General features: G+C 62.5%; 15 protein-coding genes and 2 rRNA genes. 1 reads left to right on the plus strand and 16 read right to left on the minus strand.

The genetic code is table 11. The annotated features are described in order from the left end of the window. Positions 1 to 27 precede the first annotated feature (27 nt). The 14 genes from murC to FAZ95_RS19365 all read right to left on the minus strand — a co-directional run bounded on the left by murC (position 28) and on the right by FAZ95_RS19365 (position 18,477). The gene (murC, locus tag FAZ95_RS19300; protein ID WP_137333913.1) at positions 28 to 1,407 is read right to left on the minus strand and encodes a UDP-N-acetylmuramate--L-alanine ligase; all 1,380 of its coding nucleotides are present in this window, start codon (positions 1,405 to 1,407) and stop codon (positions 28 to 30) included. Next, a complete protein-coding gene (gene murG, locus FAZ95_RS19305) occupies positions 1,404 to 2,510 on the minus strand; it encodes an undecaprenyldiphospho-muramoylpentapeptide beta-N-acetylglucosaminyltransferase (protein ID WP_137333914.1) in 1,107 nt (368 codons plus the stop codon). The genes murC and murG overlap by 4 nt, the downstream gene beginning before the upstream one ends. Beyond that, the gene (gene ftsW, locus FAZ95_RS19310; RefSeq protein WP_137333915.1) at positions 2,507 to 3,775 is read right to left on the minus strand and encodes a putative lipid II flippase FtsW; all 1,269 of its coding nucleotides are present in this window, start codon (positions 3,773 to 3,775) and stop codon (positions 2,507 to 2,509) included. Before ftsW ends, murG begins: the two co-directional genes overlap by 4 nt. Next, positions 3,772 to 5,310 (minus strand): UDP-N-acetylmuramoyl-L-alanine--D-glutamate ligase, encoded by a 1,539-nt coding sequence (gene murD / locus FAZ95_RS19315; RefSeq protein ID WP_175425646.1) that lies wholly within the window; start codon positions 5,308 to 5,310, stop codon positions 3,772 to 3,774. The genes ftsW and murD overlap by 4 nt, the downstream gene beginning before the upstream one ends. Positions 5,311 to 5,323: 13 nt before the next feature. Beyond that, on the minus strand, positions 5,324 to 6,493 hold the full coding sequence (gene mraY, locus FAZ95_RS19320; RefSeq protein ID WP_137333916.1) for a phospho-N-acetylmuramoyl-pentapeptide-transferase: 1,170 nt from the start codon (positions 6,491 to 6,493) through the stop codon (positions 5,324 to 5,326). Positions 6,494 to 6,509: 16 nt separating this feature from the next. Further along, complete coding sequence (locus FAZ95_RS19325; RefSeq protein WP_137333917.1) at positions 6,510 to 7,955, minus strand: UDP-N-acetylmuramoyl-tripeptide--D-alanyl-D-alanine ligase; 1,446 nt, start codon at positions 7,953 to 7,955, stop codon at positions 6,510 to 6,512. After that, positions 7,952 to 9,496, minus strand: coding sequence for a UDP-N-acetylmuramoyl-L-alanyl-D-glutamate--2,6-diaminopimelate ligase (locus FAZ95_RS19330; RefSeq protein ID WP_137333918.1), 1,545 nt, complete (start codon positions 9,494 to 9,496; stop codon positions 7,952 to 7,954). Before FAZ95_RS19330 ends, FAZ95_RS19325 begins: the two co-directional genes overlap by 4 nt. Next, positions 9,493 to 11,394, minus strand: a complete 1,902-nt coding sequence (locus FAZ95_RS19335; RefSeq protein WP_137333919.1) for a peptidoglycan D,D-transpeptidase FtsI family protein — start codon at positions 11,392 to 11,394, stop codon at positions 9,493 to 9,495. The genes FAZ95_RS19330 and FAZ95_RS19335 overlap by 4 nt, the downstream gene beginning before the upstream one ends. Beyond that, complete coding sequence (gene ftsL / locus FAZ95_RS19340) at positions 11,391 to 11,741, minus strand: cell division protein FtsL (protein ID WP_137333920.1); 351 nt, start codon at positions 11,739 to 11,741, stop codon at positions 11,391 to 11,393. Before ftsL ends, FAZ95_RS19335 begins: the two co-directional genes overlap by 4 nt. Beyond that, a complete protein-coding gene (gene rsmH, locus FAZ95_RS19345; protein ID WP_137333921.1) occupies positions 11,738 to 12,679 on the minus strand; it encodes a 16S rRNA (cytosine(1402)-N(4))-methyltransferase RsmH in 942 nt (313 codons plus the stop codon). The genes ftsL and rsmH overlap by 4 nt, the downstream gene beginning before the upstream one ends. Before the next feature lie 27 nt (positions 12,680 to 12,706). Continuing rightward, positions 12,707 to 13,135 carry a division/cell wall cluster transcriptional repressor MraZ gene (gene mraZ / locus FAZ95_RS19350; protein WP_137333922.1) on the minus strand — a complete coding sequence of 143 codons (429 nt, stop codon included), beginning with the start codon at positions 13,133 to 13,135 and terminating at the stop codon, positions 12,707 to 12,709. 388 nt (positions 13,136 to 13,523) lie between these two features. Beyond that, positions 13,524 to 14,165, minus strand: coding sequence for a 2-polyprenyl-3-methyl-6-methoxy-1,4-benzoquinone monooxygenase (coq7, locus tag FAZ95_RS19355; protein ID WP_137333923.1), 642 nt, complete (start codon positions 14,163 to 14,165; stop codon positions 13,524 to 13,526). A 392-nt stretch (positions 14,166 to 14,557) separates the two neighbouring features. Further along, complete coding sequence (locus FAZ95_RS19360) at positions 14,558 to 16,231, minus strand: long-chain fatty acid--CoA ligase (protein ID WP_137333924.1); 1,674 nt, start codon at positions 16,229 to 16,231, stop codon at positions 14,558 to 14,560. Positions 16,232 to 16,398: 167 nt separating this feature from the next. Continuing rightward, positions 16,399 to 18,477: a molybdopterin-containing oxidoreductase family protein gene (locus tag FAZ95_RS19365; protein WP_137333925.1), complete on the minus strand. Its 2,079-nt coding sequence runs from the start codon at positions 18,475 to 18,477 to the stop codon at positions 16,399 to 16,401. A gap of 204 nt (positions 18,478 to 18,681) precedes the next feature. Between FAZ95_RS19365 and FAZ95_RS19370 the strand changes: the two genes are divergently transcribed. Further along, the gene (locus tag FAZ95_RS19370) at positions 18,682 to 19,881 is read left to right on the plus strand and encodes a M20 aminoacylase family protein (RefSeq protein ID WP_137333926.1); all 1,200 of its coding nucleotides are present in this window, start codon (positions 18,682 to 18,684) and stop codon (positions 19,879 to 19,881) included. A gap of 137 nt (positions 19,882 to 20,018) precedes the next feature. On the opposite strand, the gene rrf is transcribed toward FAZ95_RS19370, so the two are convergent. Further along, positions 20,019 to 20,131: ribosomal RNA gene (gene rrf / locus FAZ95_RS19375) — 5S ribosomal RNA — on the minus strand. Positions 20,132 to 20,314: 183 nt separating this feature from the next. Next, a 23S ribosomal RNA gene (locus FAZ95_RS19380) occupies positions 20,315 to 23,194 on the minus strand. Positions 23,195 to 23,389 lie beyond the last annotated feature (195 nt).

Here is a 23,389-nt window from a genome sequence, read left to right on the forward strand (position 1 = left end):
CGCTTCTTGCACGAATAATTCCGCGAGTTATTGAGCGAGCCGTCCCGGCACACCGCCGATCGAGCCCGCACCCATCGTGATCACCACGTCGCCGTCGCGCACGACCGTCGACAGCGCCTCCGGCACTTCGTCCACCGTTTCGACGAACACCGGCTCGACCTTGCCCGCCACGCGGATCGCGCGCGCGAGCGCGCGGCCGTCGGCGGCGACGATCGGCGCTTCGCCGGCTGCATAGACTTCGGTCAGCACCAGCGCGTCGACCGTCGAGAGCACCTTGACGAAATCCTCGAAGCAGTCGCGCGTGCGCGTGAAGCGGTGCGGCTGGAACGCCAGCACCAGACGCTTGTCGGGGAACGCGCCGCGCGCGGCGGCGATCGTCGCCGCCATTTCGACCGGGTGATGGCCGTAGTCGTCGATCAGCGTGTACGCGCCGCCGCTCGCCACGGCGACTTCGCCGTAGCGCTGGAAACGGCGGCCCACGCCGTTGAATTCGGCGAGTGCTCGCTGGATATCGGCATCTGACACCTCAAGTTCAGTCGCAATCGCAATCGCCGCGAGCGCGTTCTGCACGTTGTGCGTGCCCGGCATGTTCAAAACGATGTCGATCGGCGCCGCGTCCTCGCGCATCGCCGTGAAATGCATGCGGCCGTCGCGCGCCATCACGTTGACCGCGCGCACCTGCGCGTCGGCCGCAAAACCGTAGCGGATGATCGGCTTCGACACGAACGGCAGGATCTCGCGCACGCTCGGATCGTCGACGCACAGCACGGCGATGCCGTAGAACGGCAGCCGGTGCGTGAACTCGATGAACGCCTGCTTGAGCCGCGCGAAATCATGGCCGTAGGTGTCCATGTGATCGGCGTCGATGTTCGTGATGACTTCGATCACCGGAAAGAGATTCAGGAACGACGCGTCCGATTCGTCCGCTTCCGCGACGATGAAGTCGCCCGTGCCCAGCCGCGCGTTCGCGCCCGCGCTGATCAGGCGCCCGCCGATCACGAAGGTCGGATCGAGCCCGCCCGCGGCGAGCACGCTCGCGACGAGCGACGTCGTCGTGGTCTTGCCGTGGGTGCCGGCGATCGCGATGCCTTGCTTCAAGCGCATCAGCTCCGCAAGCATCACCGCGCGCGGCACGATCGGAATGCGGCGGTGGCGCGCGGCGAGCACTTCGGGGTTGTCGCTGCGCACGGCCGTCGACACGACGACCGCATCCGCGCCTCCGATGTTCGCGGCGTCATGGCCGATCGCGATGCGCGCGCCGAGCGTGGTGAGGCGGTCGGTCACGCCGTTGCTCGTGAGGTCGGACCCGCTCACGCGGTACCCGAGATTGACGAGCACTTCGGCGATACCGCTCATGCCCGCGCCGCCGATCCCGACAAAATGGATGTGTTTGACGATGTGTTTCATTTCTTTCCTTCCTGGCGCGCAAGCGCCACAGCCGCGCAAACCTGCGCGACGCGATCGGTGGCATCCGGTTTTGCCAGCGCGCGCGCGCGCTCGGCCATTTCCGCGAGCGATTCGCGCGACTGTCTGCGCAACCAGTCGGCGAGCTTTTCCGCCGACAAATCGCGCTGCTGCACCAGCACCGCCCCGCCCTGCTCCGACAGGAATTGGGCGTTCGTCGTCTGGTGATCGTCGACCGCATACGGGAACGGCACAAAGAGCGCCGCCACGCCGACCGCCGCGATCTCGGCGACCGTCATCGCGCCCGAGCGGCAAATCACGAGATCGGCCGCTTCATAAGCCTTCGCCATATCGTCGATGAACGGCACGAGCTGCAGGTCGTCGCCCGGTTGCAAACCGGCGGCTTCGTAATTCGCGCGCAACGCATCGATGTGCTTCGCGCCCGCCTGATGCACGATGCGCGGACGTTCGTTCGGCGCCAGCAGCGCGACCGCGCGCGGCACGACTTCATTCAACGCCGCCGCCCCGAGACTGCCGCCGACGACCAGCACATTGAGCGGTCCGCTGCGCACTGCGTAGCGCTCTTTGGGTGCCAAAGCGCGCGCAAGTTCCTCGCGAATCGGATTACCGGTCCATTCGGCATCCGGCAGCGCGCCAGGAAACGCAACGAGCACGCGCCGCGCGAGCTTCGCGAGCACTTTGTTCGCGAGACCCGCAATCGAATTCTGTTCGTGCAGCACGAGCGGACGCCCCGAAAGCGCCGTCATCACGCCTGCCGGAAACGTGATGTAGCCGCCCATGCCGAGCACGACATCGGGCTTCACGCGCTTGAGCGCCTGGCGGCTTTCAAGGCACGCGCGCAGCAGATTCAGCGGCAGTGCGAGCTTGGTGCGCAGGCCCTTGCCGCGCAATCCGCCGAAACGCACGAACTCCATCGGAATGCCGTGTTTGGGCACCAGCGACGCTTCCATGCCCGCGGGGTTGCCGAGCCACACGACGCGCCAGCCCCATGCACGCATCCGGTTCGCGACCGCGAGCCCGGGGAACACGTGTCCTCCGGTGCCGCCGGCCATCACCATCAGTGTGCGTTGCGGGGTCGTGCTCATACTTTCCCCCCGCGCATCAACACCCGGTTCTCATAGTCGACGCGCATCAGCACCGCCAGCGCGACGCAGTTCAGCAAAATGCCCGAGCCGCCGTAGCTCACGAGCGGCAAGGTCAGGCCCTTGGTCGGCAGAAGACCGAGGTTCACGCCCATGTTGATGAAGGTCTGCGCGCCGAACCACAGGCCGATGCCCTTCGCCATCAAGCCGGCAAACGTGCGGTCGAGCGCGAGCGCCTGACGGCCGATCTCGAACGCGCGGCGCACGATCCAGTAGAACAGCAGGATCACGACCATCACGCCGACGAAACCCAGCTCCTCGCCGATCACGGCAAGAATGAAGTCGGTATGCGCTTCCGGCAGGTAGTTGAGCTTCTCGACGCTGCCGCCCAGGCCCACGCCAAACCACTCGCCGCGGCCGAACGCGATCAGCGAGTGCGTCAATTGATACGCCTTGCCTTGCGCGTAGCGGTCGTCCCACGGATCGAGGTACGCGAAGATCCGCTCGCGCCGCCATGGCGACGCCCACACGAGAATCGTGAAGGTGCCGACTGCCGTCGCGACCAGCCCGCCGAACAGCTTGCCGTTCACGCCGCCGAGGAACAGCACGCCCATCGCGATCGCGGCGATCACCATGAACGCGCCCATGTCCGGCTCGAGCAGCAGCAGCGCGCCGACCACGCCGACGGCGAACGCCATCGGCAGGAAGCCCTTCGCGAAGCTGTGCATGTATTCCTGCTTGCGCACCGTGTAGTTCGCCGCGTAGATCGTCACGGCGAGCTTCATGATTTCCGACGGCTGCATGTTCGTGATGCCGAGCGGAATCCAACGGCGCGCGCCGTTCACGCCCTTGCCGATGTGCGGAATCAGCACGATCACGAGGCCGAGCAGCGCGATCAGGAAGAGCTTCGGCGCGTACTTGTCCCAGACCGAGATCGGCACCTTGAACGCGATCACGGCCGCGATCGTCGCGACCACGAGTGACGCGAGATGGCGCACGAGGAACGCGTAGTCGCGATAGGACGCGTATTTCGGCGAATCCGGCATCGCGATCGATGCCGAGTACACCATCACCACGCCGAGCCCGAGCAGCGCGATCACGACCCACAACAGCGAGTGGTCGTAGTCGAGCATGCGCGAGCGCATCGGACGCATGCCGCTCACGGCGCTCGCGAGACCGCTTCCCGATGCGCGGCCGCCGTCTTCGGCCTTGCCGACCGAGCCCCGTTGACCTGACAAGCGCGAGCCGAAACGTTCAGACCAGCTCATAGCATCGTCCCCCGTTCCGCGGCGATGTCTTCCACGGCGCTGCGGAAGACCGCCGCGCGATGGGCATAGCCCTTGAACATGTCGAAGCTCGCGCAGGCCGGCGACAGCAGCACCGCGTCGCCCGGCTCCGCGAGCGCGGCGGCCGCGCGTGTCGCGGCTTCGAGCGTCGCATGGTCGGCGAGCGTCACGCCGCTGCCGGCGAGCGCGTCGCGGATCTGCGGGGCGTCGCGGCCGATCAGCATCACCGCGCGGCACCAGCGCGCGACCGGCGCTTCGAGCGGCGCGAAATCTTGGCCTTTGCCGTCGCCGCCCGCGATCAGGATCGCGCGCTGCGCGAGACCGTCGAGCGCGGCGACCGTCGCGCCGACGTTCGTGCCCTTGCTGTCGTCGACATAGTCGACGCCGTCGACCGACGCGATCAGCTCCACGCGATGCGGCTCGCCGCGGTACTCGCGCAAGCCGTGCAACAGCGGCGCCGCGGGCAAGCCGATCGCGCGAGCCAGCGCGAATGCGGCGAGCGCATTCGCCGCGTTGTGCAAGCCGCGAATGCGCAGCGCGTCCGCCGGCATCAGGCGCTTCAACGCGAGATCGCGTGGCGCGGCGGACTCGTTCTTGCGGCGGCGCGTCGACGTCGATTCTTCAGCGGGGTCGCGATCGTGCGCTTCGACGAGCCAGTTCATGCCGTTTTCGCGCAACAAGCCGTAGTCGCCTACGTGCACGGGCTCGTTCAGGCCGAACGTCACTGCTTGCGCGGCGCTTTCGCCAGTGTGTTTCGCAGCGTCCGCAGCGGGCGTAAGCGCCATCACGCGCGCGTCGTCGCGGTTGAGCACGCGCACCGTCTGCGGCCCGAAGATGCGGCCCTTCGCGGCGGCGTACGCATCGAGGCCGCCGTGCCAGTCGAGGTGATCCTGCGTGATGTTCAGGACGACCGCCGCATCCGGCGCGAACGTATGCGCGGTTTCGAGCTGGAAGCTCGACAGCTCGAGCACCCACACGTCGGGCAGCGCGGTGTTGTCGATCGCTTCGGTGAGCTTGTCGAGCGCGGCCGGGCTGATGTTGCCCGCCACCGCGACCTTTTTGCCCGCGCGTTCGCACAGGAGGCCGGTGAGGCTCGTCGTCGTGGTCTTGCCGTTCGTGCCGGTGATCGCGATCACCTTCGGCGCGTAACCGCTCTCGCCGAGCTTCTTGAGCGCCTGGGCGAAGAATTCGAGCTCGCCCCACACCGGAATGCCGCGTTCGCGCGCGCTCGTAATCAACGGCAGAAGGTCCTCGGCAAGCGGCGACAAGCCCGGGCTGATCGCGACGAGTTCGATTCCGCCGTCGAGCAGGGCGGGCGAAAACGCGCCGCCGATGAAGTCGGCATCGATCCGGTGCGCCTCGAGCGCGGACAGGTTCGGCGGCGCCTCGCGCGTATCGGCAATGCGCAGCCGGCACCCGTGCCGCGCGCACCAGCGCGCCATCGCGAGGCCGGATTCACCGAGCCCCAGCACGAGCACCATCGGACTTTGCCGATCGACAAACATCTCGCCAAACATCGCTTGCTTTCCTTTACCGCAGCTTGAGGGTGGACAGGCCAAACAGGCACAACATCAACGTGATGATCCAGAAACGCACGACCACCTGCGTCTCTTTCCAGCCCGACAATTCGAAATGGTGATGGAGCGGCGCCATCTTGAAGATGCGGCGCCCTTCGCCGTAGCGGCGTTTGGTGTACTTGAACCAGGTGACCTGCAGCATCACCGACAGCGTCTCCGCCACGAAGATGCCGCCCATGATGAAGAGCACGATCTCCTGGCGCACGATCACCGCGATGGTGCCGAGCGCACCGCCGAGCGCCAGCGCGCCGACATCGCCCATGAACACCTGCGCGGGGTGCGTGTTGTACCAGAGGAAGGCAAGACCCGCGCCGCCCATCGCCGAGCAGAAGATCATCAGTTCGCCCGCGCCCGCGATGTGCGGGAACAGCAGGTATTTCGAGTAAATCGAGCTGCCCATCACATAGGCGAACACGCCGAGCGAACCGCCCACGAGCACGACCGGCATGATGACGAGGCCGTCGAGACCGTCGGTGAGGTTGACCGCGTTGCTCGCGCCGACGATCACGAAATAGGTGAGCGCGATGAAGCCCCAGACGCCGAGCGGATAGCTGATCGACTTCAGGAACGGCAGCATCAGGTCGGCGTGCGGCGGCAGACCCATCGAGAAGCCGCTGCGCACCCAGTCCACGAACAGGTCGAAGACGCGCACGTTGCTAGCTTCGGACACGGAAAACGCGAGATACACCGCCGCGAACAAGCCGATCACCGACTGCCAGAAATACTTCTCGCGCGACGACATCCCGCGCGGGTCCTTGTAGACGACCTTGCGGTAGTCGTCGACCCAGCCGATCACGCCGAATCCGAACGTGACGAGCATCACGATCCAGATGAAGCGGTTCGTGAGGTCGGCCCACAAGAGTGTCGAGATGGCGATGCCGATCAGAATCAGCACGCCGCCCATCGTCGGCGTGCCGGATTTGACGAGGTGCGTCTGCGGGCCGTCCTTGCGCACGGCTTGGCCGACCTTCATCGCGGTCAGCTTGCGGATCACCCACGGGCCGAGGACGAGCCCGATCACGAGCGCGGTGATGCTCGCCGCGACCGCTCGAAACGTCAGGTAACTGAACACGCGCAAGAAGCTTGCGTCATTCTGCAGCCATTGCGCCAGTACCAATAGCATTGCCGGTCCTTCTCTTTCAGTGTGCGCCGGGCGTCGTGCCCGGTGCGGCAGGTTGCAGTTGCGAAGCGATCAGCGCTTCCACCACGCGCTCCATCTTCATGAAGCGCGATCCTTTGACGAGCAGCGTCGCGTTAGCGCCGAATCCGGCTTGCAGCAGGTACGCGGCCAACGACGGAACATCGTCGAAATGGTGCGCGCCTTGAGCCGGGCCCGCGCTCGCTCCGCCGGCGTTGAACGCGCTGCAGGCGTCGCGTGACGCGTCGCCGAGTGCAAAGAGCGCTTCGATGCCGCGCTCGCGCGCATAGGCGCCCACCTCGCGATGAAACGCGGGACCGTGGTCGCCCACTTCGCCCATGTCACCCATCACGAGCACGCGCGGCGCAGCCTGTGCGGCGAGGACGTCGATTGCGGCGCGCATCGAATCGGGGTTCGCGTTGTACGTATCGTCGATAACGGCGGCGCCCGCGAGCGAGCCGAGGTCCGCACGCTTCACTTGCAGGCGCCCCTTCACCGGCTCGAATGCCTCCAGGCCGCGCTTGATCGCGTCGAGCGGCACGCCGGCCGCGATCGCCGCCGACGTCGCCGCGAGTGCGTTGCGCGCGTTGTGCTCGCCGAGCACTTGCAGCACGGCTTCGAACGCGCCGTCGGGCGTCGAGACGCGCAAACAGTTGCCTTCGAGTTCGCCCGTTACCGCGGCAGCCGTCGTGCGGTCCGCGGCGTTCAGCGCGAAATCGACGATGCGATTGCCGGTCGCGGCGATGCGCCAAATGGCCGCGTAAGCGTCTTCGGCGGGAAACACCGCCACGCCCGTCGGCCCGAGCGCGTGGATCACGCTTGCGTGCTCGAGCGCGACCGCCTCGACCGTCGCCATGAATTCCTGATGCTCGCGCTGCGCGTTGTTGACGAGCGCGACGGTCGGCTCGGCGATCTTGCCCAGCACGTCGGTTTCGCCAGGATGGTTCATCCCGAGTTCGACGACCGCAAGCTTGTGCGCTTCGGTCAGACGAAACAGCGTGAGCGGCAGTCCGATCTCGTTGTTGAAGTTGCCGGCCGTCGCGAGTCGCGCCTCTTGGCCCACGGCCGCCGCGAAGATCGACGAGATCATTTCCTTGACCGTCGTCTTGCCGTTGCTGCCCGTGACCGCGACGAGCGGAATCGCAAAACGCCGGCGCCACGCGCGCGCGAGTGCGCCGAGCGCCTCACGCGTATCGGCAACCCTCAACGCCGGCACGCGCCATTCGCCCGGGCTGCGTGACACCAGCACCGCGCTCACACCGCGCTCGGCGACTTCCGGCAGGAAGTCGTGCGCGTCGAAACGATCTCCCTTCAGCGCGACGAACAAATCGCCAGGGCCAGCGGAGCGGCTGTCGGTGGCAATGCGCTCGAACGTGGTCGCGCCGTCGCCCAGCACCGTTGCGCCAGTGATTTCGCGAGCCGCTTCATTCAGCGAGAACATCGTCATTCGCCGCCTCCACGAGTGTGCGTCGTCCGCGCGGCAAGCGCGAGACGGGCGTGGTCCTGATCGGAGAAGACGCGCTTCTTACCCATGATTTCCTGCGTGGCTTCGTGCCCTTTGCCGGCCAGCACGACAACATCTTCGCGCGCCGCGCTGCGCACGGCCTGCAGGATCGCGCTGGCGCGGTCCTCGATGCGGCGCGCTTTGCCCGCGTCCGTCATGCCGGCAACGATTTGATCGATGATCGACTGCGGATCTTCGCTGCGCGGGTTGTCGCTCGTCACGACGACCGAATCGGCAAGCCGCTCGGCGATCGCGCCCATCAGCGGACGCTTCGTCGCATCCCGATCGCCGCCGCAGCCGAACATGCAGACGAGTTCGCCGCCACGCGCGCTCGCGATCGGGCGCAGCGCTTCTAGCGTTTTTTCGAGCGCGTCGGGCGTGTGCGCGTAGTCGATCACGACGAGCGGCTCGTCGTTCTGCAGCCGGCCGCCGAGCCGCTGCATGCGGCCGTTGACCGGCTCGAGCTTCGACAGCTCGGCAAGCGCCGTCTCGAACGGCACGTCGGCGGCGAGCAGCGCGCCGAGCACGCCGAGCAGATTGCTGACGTTGAACGCGCCGAGCGTCGCGACTTCGACATCGGCAGCGCCCCAATCCGATGCGACGTGGAACACGGTGCCGACCGGCGTCGCGCGAACGCGCGAGGCAAGCAGCAACGCATCGGCTGGCGGGGCGCCGTCGACCGCCGTGTCGATGCCGTACGCGATCGTGCGCACCTTGCCGTGCGTGTGGGCGATGAGGCGCCGCCCCGCTTCGTCGTCGCGATTGATGACGGCGCAGCGCAGGTCCGGCCAGTCGAAGAGGCGCGCCTTCGCCGTCTCATACGCGGCGAACGTGCCGTGGTAGTCGAGGTGGTCCTGCGTGAGATTCGTGAAAACGGCGATATCGAATGCGGTGCCGTTCACGCGCCCCTGATGCAAGGCGTGCGACGACACTTCCATCGCCACTGCCTGCGCGCCCGCCGCGTGAAGCTGCGCGAGGCTGCGCTGCAGTTGCGGCGCGTCGGGCGTCGTGAAGCCGGTGTGCACGAGGTGCCCCGGCATGCCGCTGCCGAGCGTGCCGATGATGGCGCACGGCTTGCCGGCGGCGGTCAGCGCCGCCGCGATCCATTGCGAGCACGATGTCTTGCCGTTCGTGCCCGTCACGCCGACCGCAAGCATCGCCTCGCTGGGCGAGCCGTACCAGCCGCTTGCGATGGCCCCGGCCAGTTCGTTCAGCGCGGGCACGGCGAACGCCAATTCCGGGTCCACCGCGCCATCGAATCCTTCGGGCTGAAACAGCACGGCAGCGGCGCCGCGCTCGATCGCGCCATCGATGAACGGACGGTTGTCGGCGCCGTCGACGGCATAAGCGAGAAACACGTCGCCGGCGGCGAGCGTACGCGTATCGGCGTGCAGGTTCGCACCGGGCGCGGCGTGGGCGCGCAACCAGTCGAGCACATCGGCGATCTGCTGGTGCGCCGGGTGGTGACGGCGAGCAGCGCTCATCGGACGACTCCTGGGCGAATCTTTGTGTTGTCGGATACGGTGATCTTCTTGACGCCGCCATGGTTGGCGATCGCCGGCTTTTCGTTGCTGCGAACCGCGGCCGTCTTCTGCGCGACGACGGGCGCCGACGCACCCGCGGCCGGCGCGGCTTGCGCCGGATCGTCGGATACGACGAGCTGCTTGACGGGCATGTCGGGCGGCACGTTCAGCGAGCGCAGCGTATCGCCGACGATCCCCGAGAACACCGGACCCGACACCTGGCCGCCGAAGTGGCTGCCGGCGGTCGGCTCGTCGACGGACACCGCGACGACGATGCGCGGGTTCGGCATCGGCGCCATGCCGACGAACGAGGCGCGGTACTTCGAATGGTCGTAGCCGTGCGGGCCGTGCTTATACGCGGTACCGCTCTTGCCGCCGACGCGGTAACCCGGCACCGCCGCATCGGGCGACGTGCCTTGCGTCGAGACCACCGATTCGAGCATCGTACGGACTTCGCGCGCCGTCGTCGGCGAGAAGATTTGGGGACCGGACACGGGCTGGTCGCCGGTCGTCTTGAAGATCGATACCGGCACGATCTGACCGTCGTGCGCAATGGCGGTGTACGCGCGCGCGAGCTGGAACAGCGACACCGACAAGCCGTAGCCATACGACATCGTCGCCTGCTCGATGCGCCGCCAGCTCTTCCACGGACGCAAGCGCCCAGGCGCCGCACCCGGGAAACCGACCTTCGGCGCCTGGCCAAGGCCGATGCTCGTATACATATTCCACATCTCTTCCGGCTTGAGCGTCATCGCGATCTTCGTCGCGCCGATGTTGCTCGACTTCTGGATCACACCGCCGACCGTCAACACGCCGAACCCGCTGTCGTCGGTGATCGGCGCTCCGTCGAGCGTGAAGTGGCCATTGCCGGTATCGACGAGCGTATTCGGTGTCACGCGGTGCAAATCGAGCGCGAGCGACACCGTAAACGGCTTCATGATCGAGCCCGGCTCGAACACGTCGGTCATGATCCGATTGCGCAACTGCTCGCCGGTCAGGTGCGAGCGGTCGTTCGGGTTGTAGGTCGGATAGTTGACGAGCGCGAGGACGTTCCCGGTCTGCACGTCGACCACCATCGCCGCGCCGGCCTTCGCCTTGAACTTCTCGACGGCCGCCTTCAGGTTGGCGTACGCAATGTATTGGATCTTGCTGTCGATCGACAATTCGACGTCCGTGCCGTTGTGCGGCACGACGGTCTCGTCGACGTCCTCGATCACGCGGCCCATCCGGTCCTTGATCACGTGACGGATGCCTGGCGTCCCCACGAGGATTTTCTGATCGCCGAGTTCAACGCCTTCCTGGCCTTCGTCCTCGACGTTCGTGAAGCCGATCAAGTGAGCCGTGATTTCGCCTTCCGGATAAAACCGCTTGTACTCGGGGCGCTGGTAGATGCCCGGGATATCGAGCGCCGTGACCTTGTCGGCGACGTCGACCGGCACCTGACGCTTGATGTAGACGAACGTCTTGTCACCCGAGAGCTTCGCGCGCAACTCGGTTTGCGTCATATCGAGCAACTTCGAGAGCTGCGCGAGCTTGTCCGCGCCGAGGTCGTCCGGCACCGATTCGGGAATCGCCCAGATCGCGCGCACCGGCAGGCTCGTCGCGAGCACGAGACCGTTGCGATCGAGAATCTTGCCGCGCGTGGCCGGCATTTCAATCGTGCGCTGATAGCGGCTTTCGCCCTGCTTCAGATAGAACGAGTTGCCCGGCCCCTGGATCCAGAATGCGCGCCCGGCGAGCGCGACGAAGGCCATGAACAGCAGAAACACGACGAGCTTCGAGCGCCACATCGGCAGGCGCACGGAGAGCACCGGGCTCGCCGAGTACGACACGCTCTTGCGGTTCTGCGCCTTTTTCATCGCGTGCTCCCACGGCGCGACGCGACCGGCGCCGAAGCGGGCGCGGCGGTCGGCACAGGCGCATCTTCCGCCGTTGCGGCGCCCGGCGCGAGCGTCAGATACTGCGTGCGGCCGGTCGTGACGGGCGTCATCTTGAGGGAATCGGTGGCGATCTGCTCGATGCGCGACGTCTTCGACATCGCGCTCTGCTGATATTGAAGCTGCGCGTAGTCCTGCTGGAGCTGCCGCTCCTGGGCTTGCGCGCGCTGCAATTCAATGAAGATCTGGCGCTGCTGGTTCGTCGCATTGACGACCGACAATGCACAGCCAAGCACGACGATCAAAAGGAAGATATTGAAGCGGCTCATGGCGCGAGGCGCTCCGCGACGCGCATCACCGCCGAGCGGGCACGCGGATTGGCCTCGACTTCGGCGTCGCTGGCAAACACGCGGCCGAGCAGCTTGAGCGGCGGGCTGGGCAGATCGACGGCACGAATCGGCAGGCGGCGGTCGACCGCAGGCGCACTCGCGTGCGCCTGCATGAATCGCTTGACGATCCGGTCCTCGAGCGAATGAAAGCTGATGACCACCAGCCGCCCCCCTTGCTCCAACAACGACAATGCAGCCTCTAGTACGACTTGCAGCTCCGCAAGCTCTTGATTGACGTGAATCCGTATAGCCTGAAAGGTGCGGGTTGCCGGGTCCTTACCCTTCTCACGTGTCTTGACGGCGTGAGCCACGATTTGGGCAAGCTCCCCCGTGGTGACGAGAGGCCCAAGACGGTCGGACTCTGCCCGGCGAGCAACAAGCGCCTTTGCAATCTGAACAGCAAACCGTTCTTCCCCATAATCTCGTATCACCTCCGTCAGTTCCTGCTGCGTTGCCCGCGCGAGCCAGTCGGCTGCGGACTCGCCGCGCGTCGGGTCCATCCGCATGTCGAGGGGGCCGTCGGCGCGAAAACTGAAGCCTCGTTCCGGATCGTCAAGTTGCGGCGACGACACGCCCAGATCCAGCAACACCCCCGACAACCGCCCTACCCCGCGCGCCGCGACCTCGCGGCCAAGCGCGGCAAAACTCTCGTGCACAATCTCGAAACGCTTGTCTGCGATCGTCTGCGCCGTGGCGATCGCCAACGGGTCCTTGTCGAACGCAATCAACCGGCCCACTTCGCTCAACCGGCCCAACACCGCACGGCTGTGCCCGCCACGCCCGAAGGTCCCGTCTACATAGACACCGTCCGGCCGCGTGATGAGCGCGTTGACCGCTTCTTCCAGCAGCACCGTGCGATGCTGCAATTCGTTTCCCATCGCAGGTGTCCTATATCTAAACCGCGATCAGAACGTGAAATTCTTCAACGCATCCGGCATGCCCTGCGCCATCGCCGCCTGCTCCTTGGCGGCGTAAGTCTGCGCATCCCACAACTCGAAGTGGCTGCCCATGCCCAACAACATGACTTCTTTCTCCAGCCCGGCGGCCAAGCGCAATTCGGGCGACACGAGGATCCGGCCAGCGCTGTCGAGATCGATATCCGACGCGTTACCGAGAAAAATCCGGCGCCACCAGTGCGCATCCATCGGCAGCGCGGCGATCTTTTGACGGAAGAGTTCCCACTCCGGGCGCGGAAACAGCAACAGGCAGCCGTCCGGGTGCTTGGTCAGCGTCACCCGTCCTTCTGCCTGTCCTTGCAGCGCTTCCCGATAGCGAGACGGAACCGACATCCGCCCTTTCGCATCGAGCGTCAGCGCCGACGCCCCTTGGAACACTTTTCCTTCCCCCGTTCAGCGCGCCGTACCGCGCTCGCGCGATCTCGAAAATCTAGCCGAAACGACCCGATAAATCACACAAAAATACACTTTCTCACACTGTCTCCCACTTTAGAGTAACGCCTAAGGCCGGTCAAGGGAGAAACCCGTTTTTTTGACGAATTTTGTTAGTTAGAACAAGGACTTACGCTCGGTCTTTCATGTCACGCGAGAATACCGAAAAACGTTATAAATGAATGAGCTACTGAATGTTGTGAAGGTGATACGTGAAAAGCTCGGGGCAAAGGCGTGGGCGAAAAGCGTTCTGAGGGGTGAAAGAGGCGGAGGCTTGGCGAATTTCGAAGGCGGGGGCGGACGATGCCGTGAGCATCGTCCAGTGCTTATTTTTTCAAACGTAGTAGGCGGTGCGCGTCATGACTTTCGACGCGGCTTTCATCAGCGCTCGAACCGGAAAAGGCAGCTCGACGCCGCCCGATTCCGCTGCAGTCTTGCCGTGCGAAACCTCGTCGATCCGCATTTGATCGACGATCGCGCGCGACTCGCGGTCAGCCTCCGGCAGCTTCTTCAGATGGCTCTCCAGATGCTTCTCGACCTGGCGCTCCGTCTCGGCCATGAAGCCGAGGCTCACCTTGTCGCCGAAGCTGCCGGCCGCGAATCCGATGGCGAGTGCACCCGTGTACCAGAACGGATTGAGCAGGCTCGGACGCGAGTCGAGCTCGGCAAGCCGCTTTGCAGTCCACGCGAGATGGTCTTCCTCTTCGCTGGCCGCATGCTCGAAGGCCGCCTTGAGCGTCGGCGAGCTGGTCGCCAGCTTTTGCGCCTGATAAAGCGCCTGCGCGCAAACCTCGCCGACATGATTGACGCGCATCAGCCCGGCCGAATGCGCGCGCTCTGCCGGTGTCAACTGAACCGGTTCGGCGGGTTCGGCTTCCGCAGCGGGGGGCGTCGGAACGGGACGGCTCATGCGACTAACGCCTGCCATCGACCGCAAACCCCGGTCAAATTCGGTGATCAACTCGTCTAGCGTCATCCATTTCTCCCTGACTCGCCTGGCCCAAACGGCGCATACATCCCATTCGCATCGGAAACGTTCACGGCTGCGATGCTTCTCGCGCACTTTCGCTCGATCGTGAAAGAGCGGTAAACCCTAAAGTTTAGACGATGTCGTATAAATGAAACAGAAAGCTTCCGAATGGCTTTCCTTTGTTTTTCATCACTATGCGCTTTGCGCGCATTACGTCCGGCCTCTCGTGAAGCTCGAGGCAATTTGCTATTTAGCATTCCAAAATAGCGAGGTTGTCTTTTGCGCCATGCCGCGTCGCGCGAAAGTGTTCGGCCCGGAAAACAAAAAAGCCCTCAGTCGAGGGCTTTTGCAAGTACGCCGCAGCTCGTTTAGCGCACCGGGCGAATCTGCGCGCCCCGCTAACCTCTCCCGTCGCGCAACGCGCGACGCAAGATCTTGCCGACATTCGTCTTCGGCAGCTCGTTGCGAAATTCGATGAGCTTCGGACGCTTGTATCCGGTCAGCTGCTCCTTGCAGAACGCGAAGACATCGGTATCGGTGAGCGCTGGGTCCTTCTTGACGATGAAAAGCTTCACGGCCTCGCCCGAATGCTGGTCCGGCACGCCAACCGCCGCGACCTCGAAGACCCCCGGATGCTTCGCGACCACATCCTCGATCTCGTTCGGATAGACATTGAAGCCCGACACCAGGATCATGTCCTTCTTTCGATCGACGATCTTCACGAAGCCGCGCTCGTCCATGACGCCGATGTCGCCCGACTTGAAGAAGCCGTCGGCCGTCATCACCTTCGCCGTTTCGTCCGGGCGGTTCCAGTAGCCCGCCATCACCTGCGGTCCGCGAATGCAGATCTCGCCCGCCTGGCCGAGCGGCAACGCGTTTCCGTCGTCATCGCGAATCGAGACCTCCGTCGAAGGCAACGGCACGCCGATCGTGCCGCTATATTCGGTCGCGGTGACCGGATTGCACGTCACGCACGGCGAAGTCTCGGAAAGACCGTAGCCTTCGACGATCGGCGCATGCGTCGCGGCATACCAGCGCTTCGCCACCGCCTCCTGGACCGCCATCCCTCCGCCGTTCGCCACCATGAGCTTCGAGACGTTCAGCTTCGAAAAGTCCGGGTGATTGAGCATCGCGTTATAGAGCGTGTTGACGGCTGGAAACGTGTTGATCGCGTAGCCCTTCAACTGCTTGATCATCCCGGCGATATCACGTGGATTCGGAATCAGGATGCCGAGCCCCCCCGTGCGGAGCGTGAGAAACCCGCAGACCGTCAACGCGAACACGTGATAAAGCGGCAGCGCGATGACGTTGATCACCTGATCGACGTCGGCTCGCAGCGCGTGCGCCGGCTCGTGCCACGCCGCGGACTGCAGCACGTTGGCGACGATGTTGCGGTGGGTGAGCGTCGCCCCCTTGGAGACGCCGGTCGTTCCACCGGTGTACTGCAGGAACGCGATATCGCTCGGTCCCACTTGCGCTGCCTTGAACGCGTGACGCCCGCCCTCCGAGACGGCATCGTTGAATTTGACGTGCCCCGGCAAACTCCACGCAGGCACCATCTTCTTGATACGCCGCACGACGAAATTGACGAGCAACCCCTTCGCGCCCATCAAGTCGCCCATCGACGCCACGATCACATGTTTGACGGCCGTATTGCGCACAACCGCCTGCAACGTCACCGCGAAATTTTCGAGAATGACGATGGCTTCGGCGCCGCTGTCCTTGAGCTGATGCTCGAGTTCGCGGGGCGTATAAAGCGGATTCACGTTCACGACCGTATATCCAGCGCGCAAGATCGCGGCGATCGCCACCGGATACTGCAATACGTTCGGCATCATGATCGCGATACGCGCGCCGCGAGCGAGCCCTTTCGACTGGAACCACGCGCCGAGCTTGCGCGATTGCTCATCGAGCTCGCCGTAGGTCATCGATTTGCCCATGCAGACGAAGGCGGGCCGTGTGCGGTATCGGCCGAAGCTCTCTTCAAGCAAATCGCCGACGGAAGCGTACTGAGCGGGATCGATCTCGGCGGGGACGCCAGGCGGATAGGACTTCAGCCAAATTTTTTCCATCGGGCGTCTCCTCTGATTTTCGAATGGTCGTGCTAAAAAACGAATCCTAGCCGCTCGCCCGAGCGGAAACAACCGGGTTAGACACTGTTCTCGAACAGCTCCTCAAATTTTGACTGGTGTCTCAGGCAACTTGTGCCCGAGTGCTTGCGCGAGGTACTGATGAATTGTCAGGCGCGCGCGACTTCGACAAGACAATCGTAGAAAGTCGCCGAACCGCCTAGATCGGTCAGCGCCTGGCTCGTAACTTGGTTGGCGTTTCGTCCGTCCGGAGCGAGCTTCTTCCACCAGATCGACAAACCGACTACGACGCCTTCCCGCGCCCGCTCAGTCACGCGAGCGCGGACTTGCATCGAACCGCGATCGTTATAGACACGCACGATGTCGCCTTCTCCGATGTTGCGCAAAGCCGCGTCGGCAGGATGGATGTCGAGATGCGGCTCGCCTTCCGTCGAGCGCAGGCTCTCGACGTTGACGAAGCTGCTGTTCAGGAAATTGCGCGCGGGCGGGGAAATCATCGCGAGCGGATAGCGGGCAGCGAGTTCGGGCGCGCCGTCCGCGGATTCGTGTGGCGGCAGATAGTCGGGCACCGGGTCGGCGCCTTCGGCCGCCAGCCTCGGGCTCGAAAATTCGCATTTCCCTGACGGCGTGCGAAAGCCACCGTTGGCGAACGGCGCATCGGGTAGCTTCAGCTTGAGCCAACCCGCCTTCTTCAACGAGTCCCAATTGGTCCCATCGACTGTCGGATCGTTCCAGCGCAACGCAGTACGCGCGACCTCCTCGTCGCTTTCGTAGAGCGCCGGCTCTTGCAAACCCATCGAGCGCGCGATGCCACGGAAGATTTCCGTGTTCGGCAATGCGTCACCAACCGGAGGAATCGCAGGCTCGTTCACCATCACATAGGTATGACCGTAAGACTTGTGGAGATCGAAATGCTCGAGTTGGGTCGTGGCCGGCAGCAAAAGATCGGCGTAATCGGCGGTATCGGTCTGGAAATGCTCGAGGACGATTGTGAACAGATCGTCGCGCGCAAATCCGGCCGCGACACGTTCCGAATCCGGCGCGACCGCGACCGGATTCGAGTTGTAAACGATGATCGCCTCGATCTTGGGCCCGAATTTGGCGTCGCCCGCGTGCAGCAAGGCGTCGCCGATCGCGTTCATGTTGACGACGCGGGGCTGGCTCGCGGGCCAACCCGGGATGAGGTCGGGACGCTGAAGCGCGTGCGTATCGACGGGCGCCCAGCCCGACGATGACAGCAGCAGCCCGCCCGCGCGATCGCGCCACGCGCCGGTCAACGACGGCAGACACGCGATCGCGCGCGTCGCATTGCCACCGCCGCGCACACGCTGCATGCCGTAGTTAAGGCGAACGGCGGACTTGCGTGTCTTGCCGTAGAGCCGCGCCAGTTCGACGATTTCGTGCGCCTCGACGCCGCATATCTGGGCGGCCCGCGACGGCGGATACGCGAGCGCACGCATCTTCAGTTCATCGAATCCCAGCGTGTGCTCGGCTATATAGGCGTGATCGAGCAGATCTTCGACGATCAGCACGTGCATCATCCCCAAAGCGAACGCGGCATCCGTGCCCGGACGCAGTGCAATGTGCTGATGACACTTCTCGGCAGTGAGTGAGCGGTAGGGATCGATGGCGACAAGCCGCGCGCCACGGCGCTTCGCCTCCTGCGCACGCGTCCAAAAATGCAGGTTCGAAGCGATCGGGTTGGCGCCCCAGATCAAAATCAGCTCGCTCTCCTCGAAGAACTCGGTGTGCATGCCGATGCTTGCGCCATACGTATATTTGAGACCAGCCGCTCCGGCCGCCGCGCAGATCGTGCGGTCCAATCGCGACGCACCCAGCTTGTGAAAGAAGCGCTGGGCGATGCTGTCACCTTGGACGAGGCCCATTGTGCCCGCGTAGCTGTACGGCAGTAGCGCTTGCGGCTCGCGCTTCGTAATTTCGGACAGCCGGGGCGCAGCGAGAGCGAATGCCTCTTCCCAACTGATCGGCTCGAACTGGCCCTCACCCTTCCGGCCGACGCGCTTGAGCGGCGTCGTCAAACGCTTCGGATGGTGGACGCGCTCGGGATACCGGCTGACTTTCGTGCACAGCACCCCTTGCGTCGGCGGATGGTCCGGGTCGCCGACCACTTTGATCGCCCGGCCGTTTTCCACCGTGACCCGCATCGCACAAGTATCCGGGCAATCGTGCGGGCAAACGGCGCGAGCGAATTCGGTGGGTGCGTTCATTGTGGGTGTCCGTAATATTCGTAGGGAACGGATTGAGTCGCTGGTTATGTCGCGACGGGGTCCTGAAATTTTATTACGCCAGTATGCGGCATGGTCCCGACCGTTATCGCCGTCGAATCGCCCAAAAAGCACTTCGGCGTAGAATGATTCAACAAGCATCCACTCCGTCTTCAAGACGCAACGCACAACGAAGTCGAACGCATCATGAAACTCATCCCTGAAATTCAAGCCGCGCGAGGCGAAATCCAATCTCTTCGACGAACGATCCACTCGCATCCCGAGTTGCGCTACGAAGAAATCAAGACCGCCGATTTGGTTGCTCAACAACTCACGGAATGGGGCATTGAAGTGCACCGCGGTCTGGGCAAAACAGGCGTTGTCGGTGTGCTGAAGCGTGGTACCGGGTCACGTTCGATCGGCCTTCGCGCCGATATGGATGCCCTGCCGATTCAAGAGCTCAACACCTTCGAGCATCGTTCGCAAAATTCGGGAAAGATGCACGCCTGCGGCCACGACGGACACACGGCGATGCTTCTCGGCGCCGCGCAATTCCTTGCAAAACATGGCGATTTTGACGGAACGATCGTCTTCATCTTCCAACCTGCCGAGGAAGGCGGTGCGGGCGCAAAGGCGATGATCGACGACGGCCTGTTTACTCGATTTCCCGTGGATGCGGTATTTGGGATGCACAACTGGCCGGACATGCCCGCAGGTCACTTTGGCGTGACCGAGGGCCCGATCATGGCGTCGAGCAATGAGTTTCGCATCGACATCAAGGGCGTCGGGGCGCATGCCGCGTTGCCGCATAATGGTCGCGACCCGGTGTTCACCGCGGTTCAAATCGCGAACGCCCTGCAGAGCATTATTACGAGGAACAAGAAGCCGATTGATACGGCGGTCCTTTCAATCACGCAAATTCACGCCGGCGACGCGGTGAATGTCGTCCCAGACGACGCGTGGCTCGCAGGAACCGTACGCACGTTCACGACCGAGACGCTCGATTTGATCGAGTCGCGCTTGCGAAAGATCGTCGAGGCGACGGCTTCGGCCTACGACTGCTCTGCCGACGTGACGTTCCTCCGGAACTACCCTCCGACGATCAATAGCCCCAAGGAAACGCAGTTCGCCGCGGAGGTCATGAGGGAAATTGCGGGCGCTGACCACGTCGATGACGCCGTCGAGCCGACGATGGGCGCCGAGGATTTTTCCTTCATGCTGCTGGCAAAACCTGGCTGCTACGCGTTTATTGGCAATGGCGATGGAGGTCATCGCGAGATGGGTCACGGCGCCGGACCGTGCATGCTGCACAACGCAAGCTACGACTTCAACGACGAATTGCTGCCCATTGGATCAACGTATTGGGTGGGACTTGCCCAGCGCTTCTTGGCTACGGCGAAGGCGTAAGGAGAGGGAGAGATGTTCGCAAAAGTGGCCCGCTGCGCCGGGCCGCTTACCGATTCGAGTTGACGCTTGAATGTTTTTCTAGCGCGTAAACGCCACAACCCCACCTTTGAGGGGTGGGGTTGTGGACGTATAGAGAAGCCTGACGATTACCTACTTTCACACGGGCATCCGCACTATCATCGGCGTGGAGTCGTTTCACGGTCCTGTTCGGGATGGGAAGGGGTGGTACCAACTCGCTATGGTCATCAGGCATGACTTGTTGCTGCATCGCTTGAGGCGGCGCAGCCAATCTGGGAAGAAGTAGGGTGTGTAATGGATTGGGTTGTGACTGTGTGCACAACGCGGTTGATCTCAACCTTGGGCGTGTTGCTCTGCATGGGACCAGAGTAAGCGCTGAAGCGCTAACACTGGTCGACAGAAACGCACTGGTTATAGGATCAAGCCGTACGGGCAATTAGTATCGGTTAGCTTAACGCATTACTGCGCTTCCACACCCGACCTATCAACGTCCTGGTCTCGAACGACCCTTCAAGGGGATCAAGTCCCCGGGGATATCTCATCTTAAGGCGAGTTTCCCGCTTAGATGCTTTCAGCGGTTATCTCTTCCGAACATAGCTACCCGGCGATGCCACTGGCGTGACAACCGGTACACCAGAGGTTCGTCCACTCCGGTCCTCTCGTACTAGGAGCAGCCCCCTTCAAATATCCAACGCCCACGGCAGATAGGGACCAAACTGTCTCACGACGTTTTAAACCCAGCTCACGTACCTCTTTAAATGGCGAACAGCCATACCCTTGGGACCGGCTACAGCCCCAGGATGAGATGAGCCGACATCGAGGTGCCAAACACCGCCGTCGATATGAACTCTTGGGCGGTATCAGCCTGTTATCCCCAGAGTACCTTTTATCCGTTGAGCGATGGCCCTTCCATACAGAACCACCGGATCACTATGACCTGCTTTCGCACCTGCTCGACTTGTCGGTCTCGCAGTTAAGCACGCTTATGCCATTGCACTATCAGCACGATTTCCGACCGTACCTAGCGTACCTTCGTACTCCTCCGTTACACTTTGGGAGGAGACCGCCCCAGTCAAACTGCCTACCATGCACTGTCCCCGACCCGGATCACGGGCCAAGGTTAGAACCTCAAACAAACCAGGGTGGTATTTCAAGGACGGCTCCACCGAAACTAGCGTTCCGGTTTCATAGCCTCCCACCTATCCTACACAGATCGGTTCAAAGTCCAATGCAAAGCTACAGTAAAGGTTCATGGGGTCTTTCCGTCTAGCCGCGGGGAGATTGCATCATCACAAACACTTCAACTTCGCTGAGTCTCGGGAGGAGACAGTGTGGCCATCGTTACGCCATTCGTGCAGGTCGGAACTTACCCGACAAGGAATTTCGCTACCTTAGGACCGTTATAGTTACGGCCGCCGTTTACCGGGACTTCAATCAAGAGCTTGCACCCCATCATTTAATCTTCCGGCACCGGGCAGGCGTCACACCCTATACGTCCACTTTCGTGTTTGCAGAGTGCTGTGTTTTTATTAAACAGTCGCAGCCACCAGTTTATTGCAACCCCTTCACCCTTCCGGCGCAGGCCAGTCAAGCTACAGGGGCGTACCTTATCCCGAAGTTACGGTACCAATTTGCCGAGTTCCTTCTCCCGAGTTCTCTCAAGCGCCTTAGAATACTCATCTCGCCCACCTGTGTCGGTTTGCGGTACGGTCATTGTTAAACTGAAGCTTAGAGGCTTTTCTTGGAACCACTTCCAATTGCTTCGCGACCGAAGTCGCTCGCGCCACACCCTTGAATCCTGTGCCCGGATTTGCCTAAGCACCTTCTCCAATGCAGCGACCGGGACGTCCAACACCCGGACAACCTTCCGCGATCCGTCCCCCCATCGCATTTAACAATGGTGCAGGAATATTGACCTGCTTCCCATCAGCTACGCATTTCTGCCTCGCCTTAGGGGCCGACTCACCCTACGCCGATGAACGTTGCGTAGGAAACCTTGGGCTTACGGCGAGGGGGCCTTTCACCCCCTTTATCGCTACTCATGTCAGCATTCGCACTTCCGATACCTCCAGCACGCTTTTCAACGCACCTTCGCAGGCTTACGGAACGCTCTCCTACCATGCACATAAATGTGCATCCGCAGCTTCGGTATATGGCTTAGCCCCGTTACATCTTCCGCGCAGGACGACTCGATCAGTGAGCTATTACGCTTTCTTTAAAGGATGGCTGCTTCTAAGCCAACCTCCTGACTGTTTTAGCCTTCCCACTTCGTTTCCCACTTAGCCATATTTGGGGACCTTAGCTGGCGGTCTGGGTTGTTTCCCTCTTGACACCGGACGTTAGCACCCGATGTCTGTCTCCCGTGATTGCACTCTTCGGTATTCGGAGTTTGCTATGGCGAAGTAATCCGCAATGGACCCTTCAACCATGACAGTGCTCTACCCCCGAAGGTGATACACGAGGCACTACCTAAATAGTTTTCGGAGAGAACCAGCTATTTCCAAGTTTGTTTAGCCTTTCACCCCTATCCACAGCTCATCCCCTAACTTTTCAACGTTAGTGGGTTCGGTCCTCCAGTACGTGTTACCGCACCTTCAACCTGGCCATGGATAGATCACTTGGTTTCGGGTCTACGCCCAGCAACTGAACGCCCTATTCGGACTCGCTTTCGCTACGCCTGCCTTAATCAGTTAAGCTTGCTACTGAACGTAAGTCGCTGACCCATTATACAAAAGGTACGCCGTCACCCCTTGCGAGGCTCCGACTGTTTGTATGCATGCGGTTTCAGGATCTATTTCACTCCCCTCCCGGGGTTCTTTTCGCCTTTCCCTCACGGTACTGGTTCACTATCGGTCGATCACGAGTATTTAGCCTTGGAGGATGGTCCCCCCATCTTCAGACAGGATTTCACGTGTCCCGCCCTACTTGTCGTACCCCTAGTTCTTCCTAACTGTTTTCGCCTACAGGGCTATCACCTGCTATGGCCGCACTTTCCAGAGCGTTCGGCTAACAACTAAGATAAAAGGTACAAGGCTGATCCCATTTCGCTCGCCACTACTTTGGGAATCTCGGTTGATTTCTGTTCCTGCGGTTACTTAGATGTTTCAGTTCACCGCGTTCGCTTCACTAGACCTATGTATTCAGTCTAGGATGACCCATACGGGCCGGGTTTCCCCATTCGGACATCTTCGGATCAAAGCTTGTTTGCCAGCTCCCGAAGCTTTTCGCAGGCTACCGCGTCCTTCATCGCCTGTGATCGCCAAGGCATCCACCACATGCACTTGTTCGCTTGACCCTATAACTAGTGCGTCTCGCTCGCTTGCGCTTTCGCGTCCGCTTCCAAGCACACCCGTCATAGGTTGAGTTTTCGCGTTGTGCCGTATTCCAATTGAGCCGAACATTAAGTTCGAATCATCTTGAGATACATCGATACAATCACAACCCAGATAGCGTCCACGCCCATCTCTAAGCGCTTTCGCTATCCATTACT

This window comes from Trinickia violacea, from assembly GCF_005280735.1.
GTDB classification, from domain to species: Bacteria; Pseudomonadota; Gammaproteobacteria; order Burkholderiales; family Burkholderiaceae; genus Trinickia_A; species Trinickia_A violacea.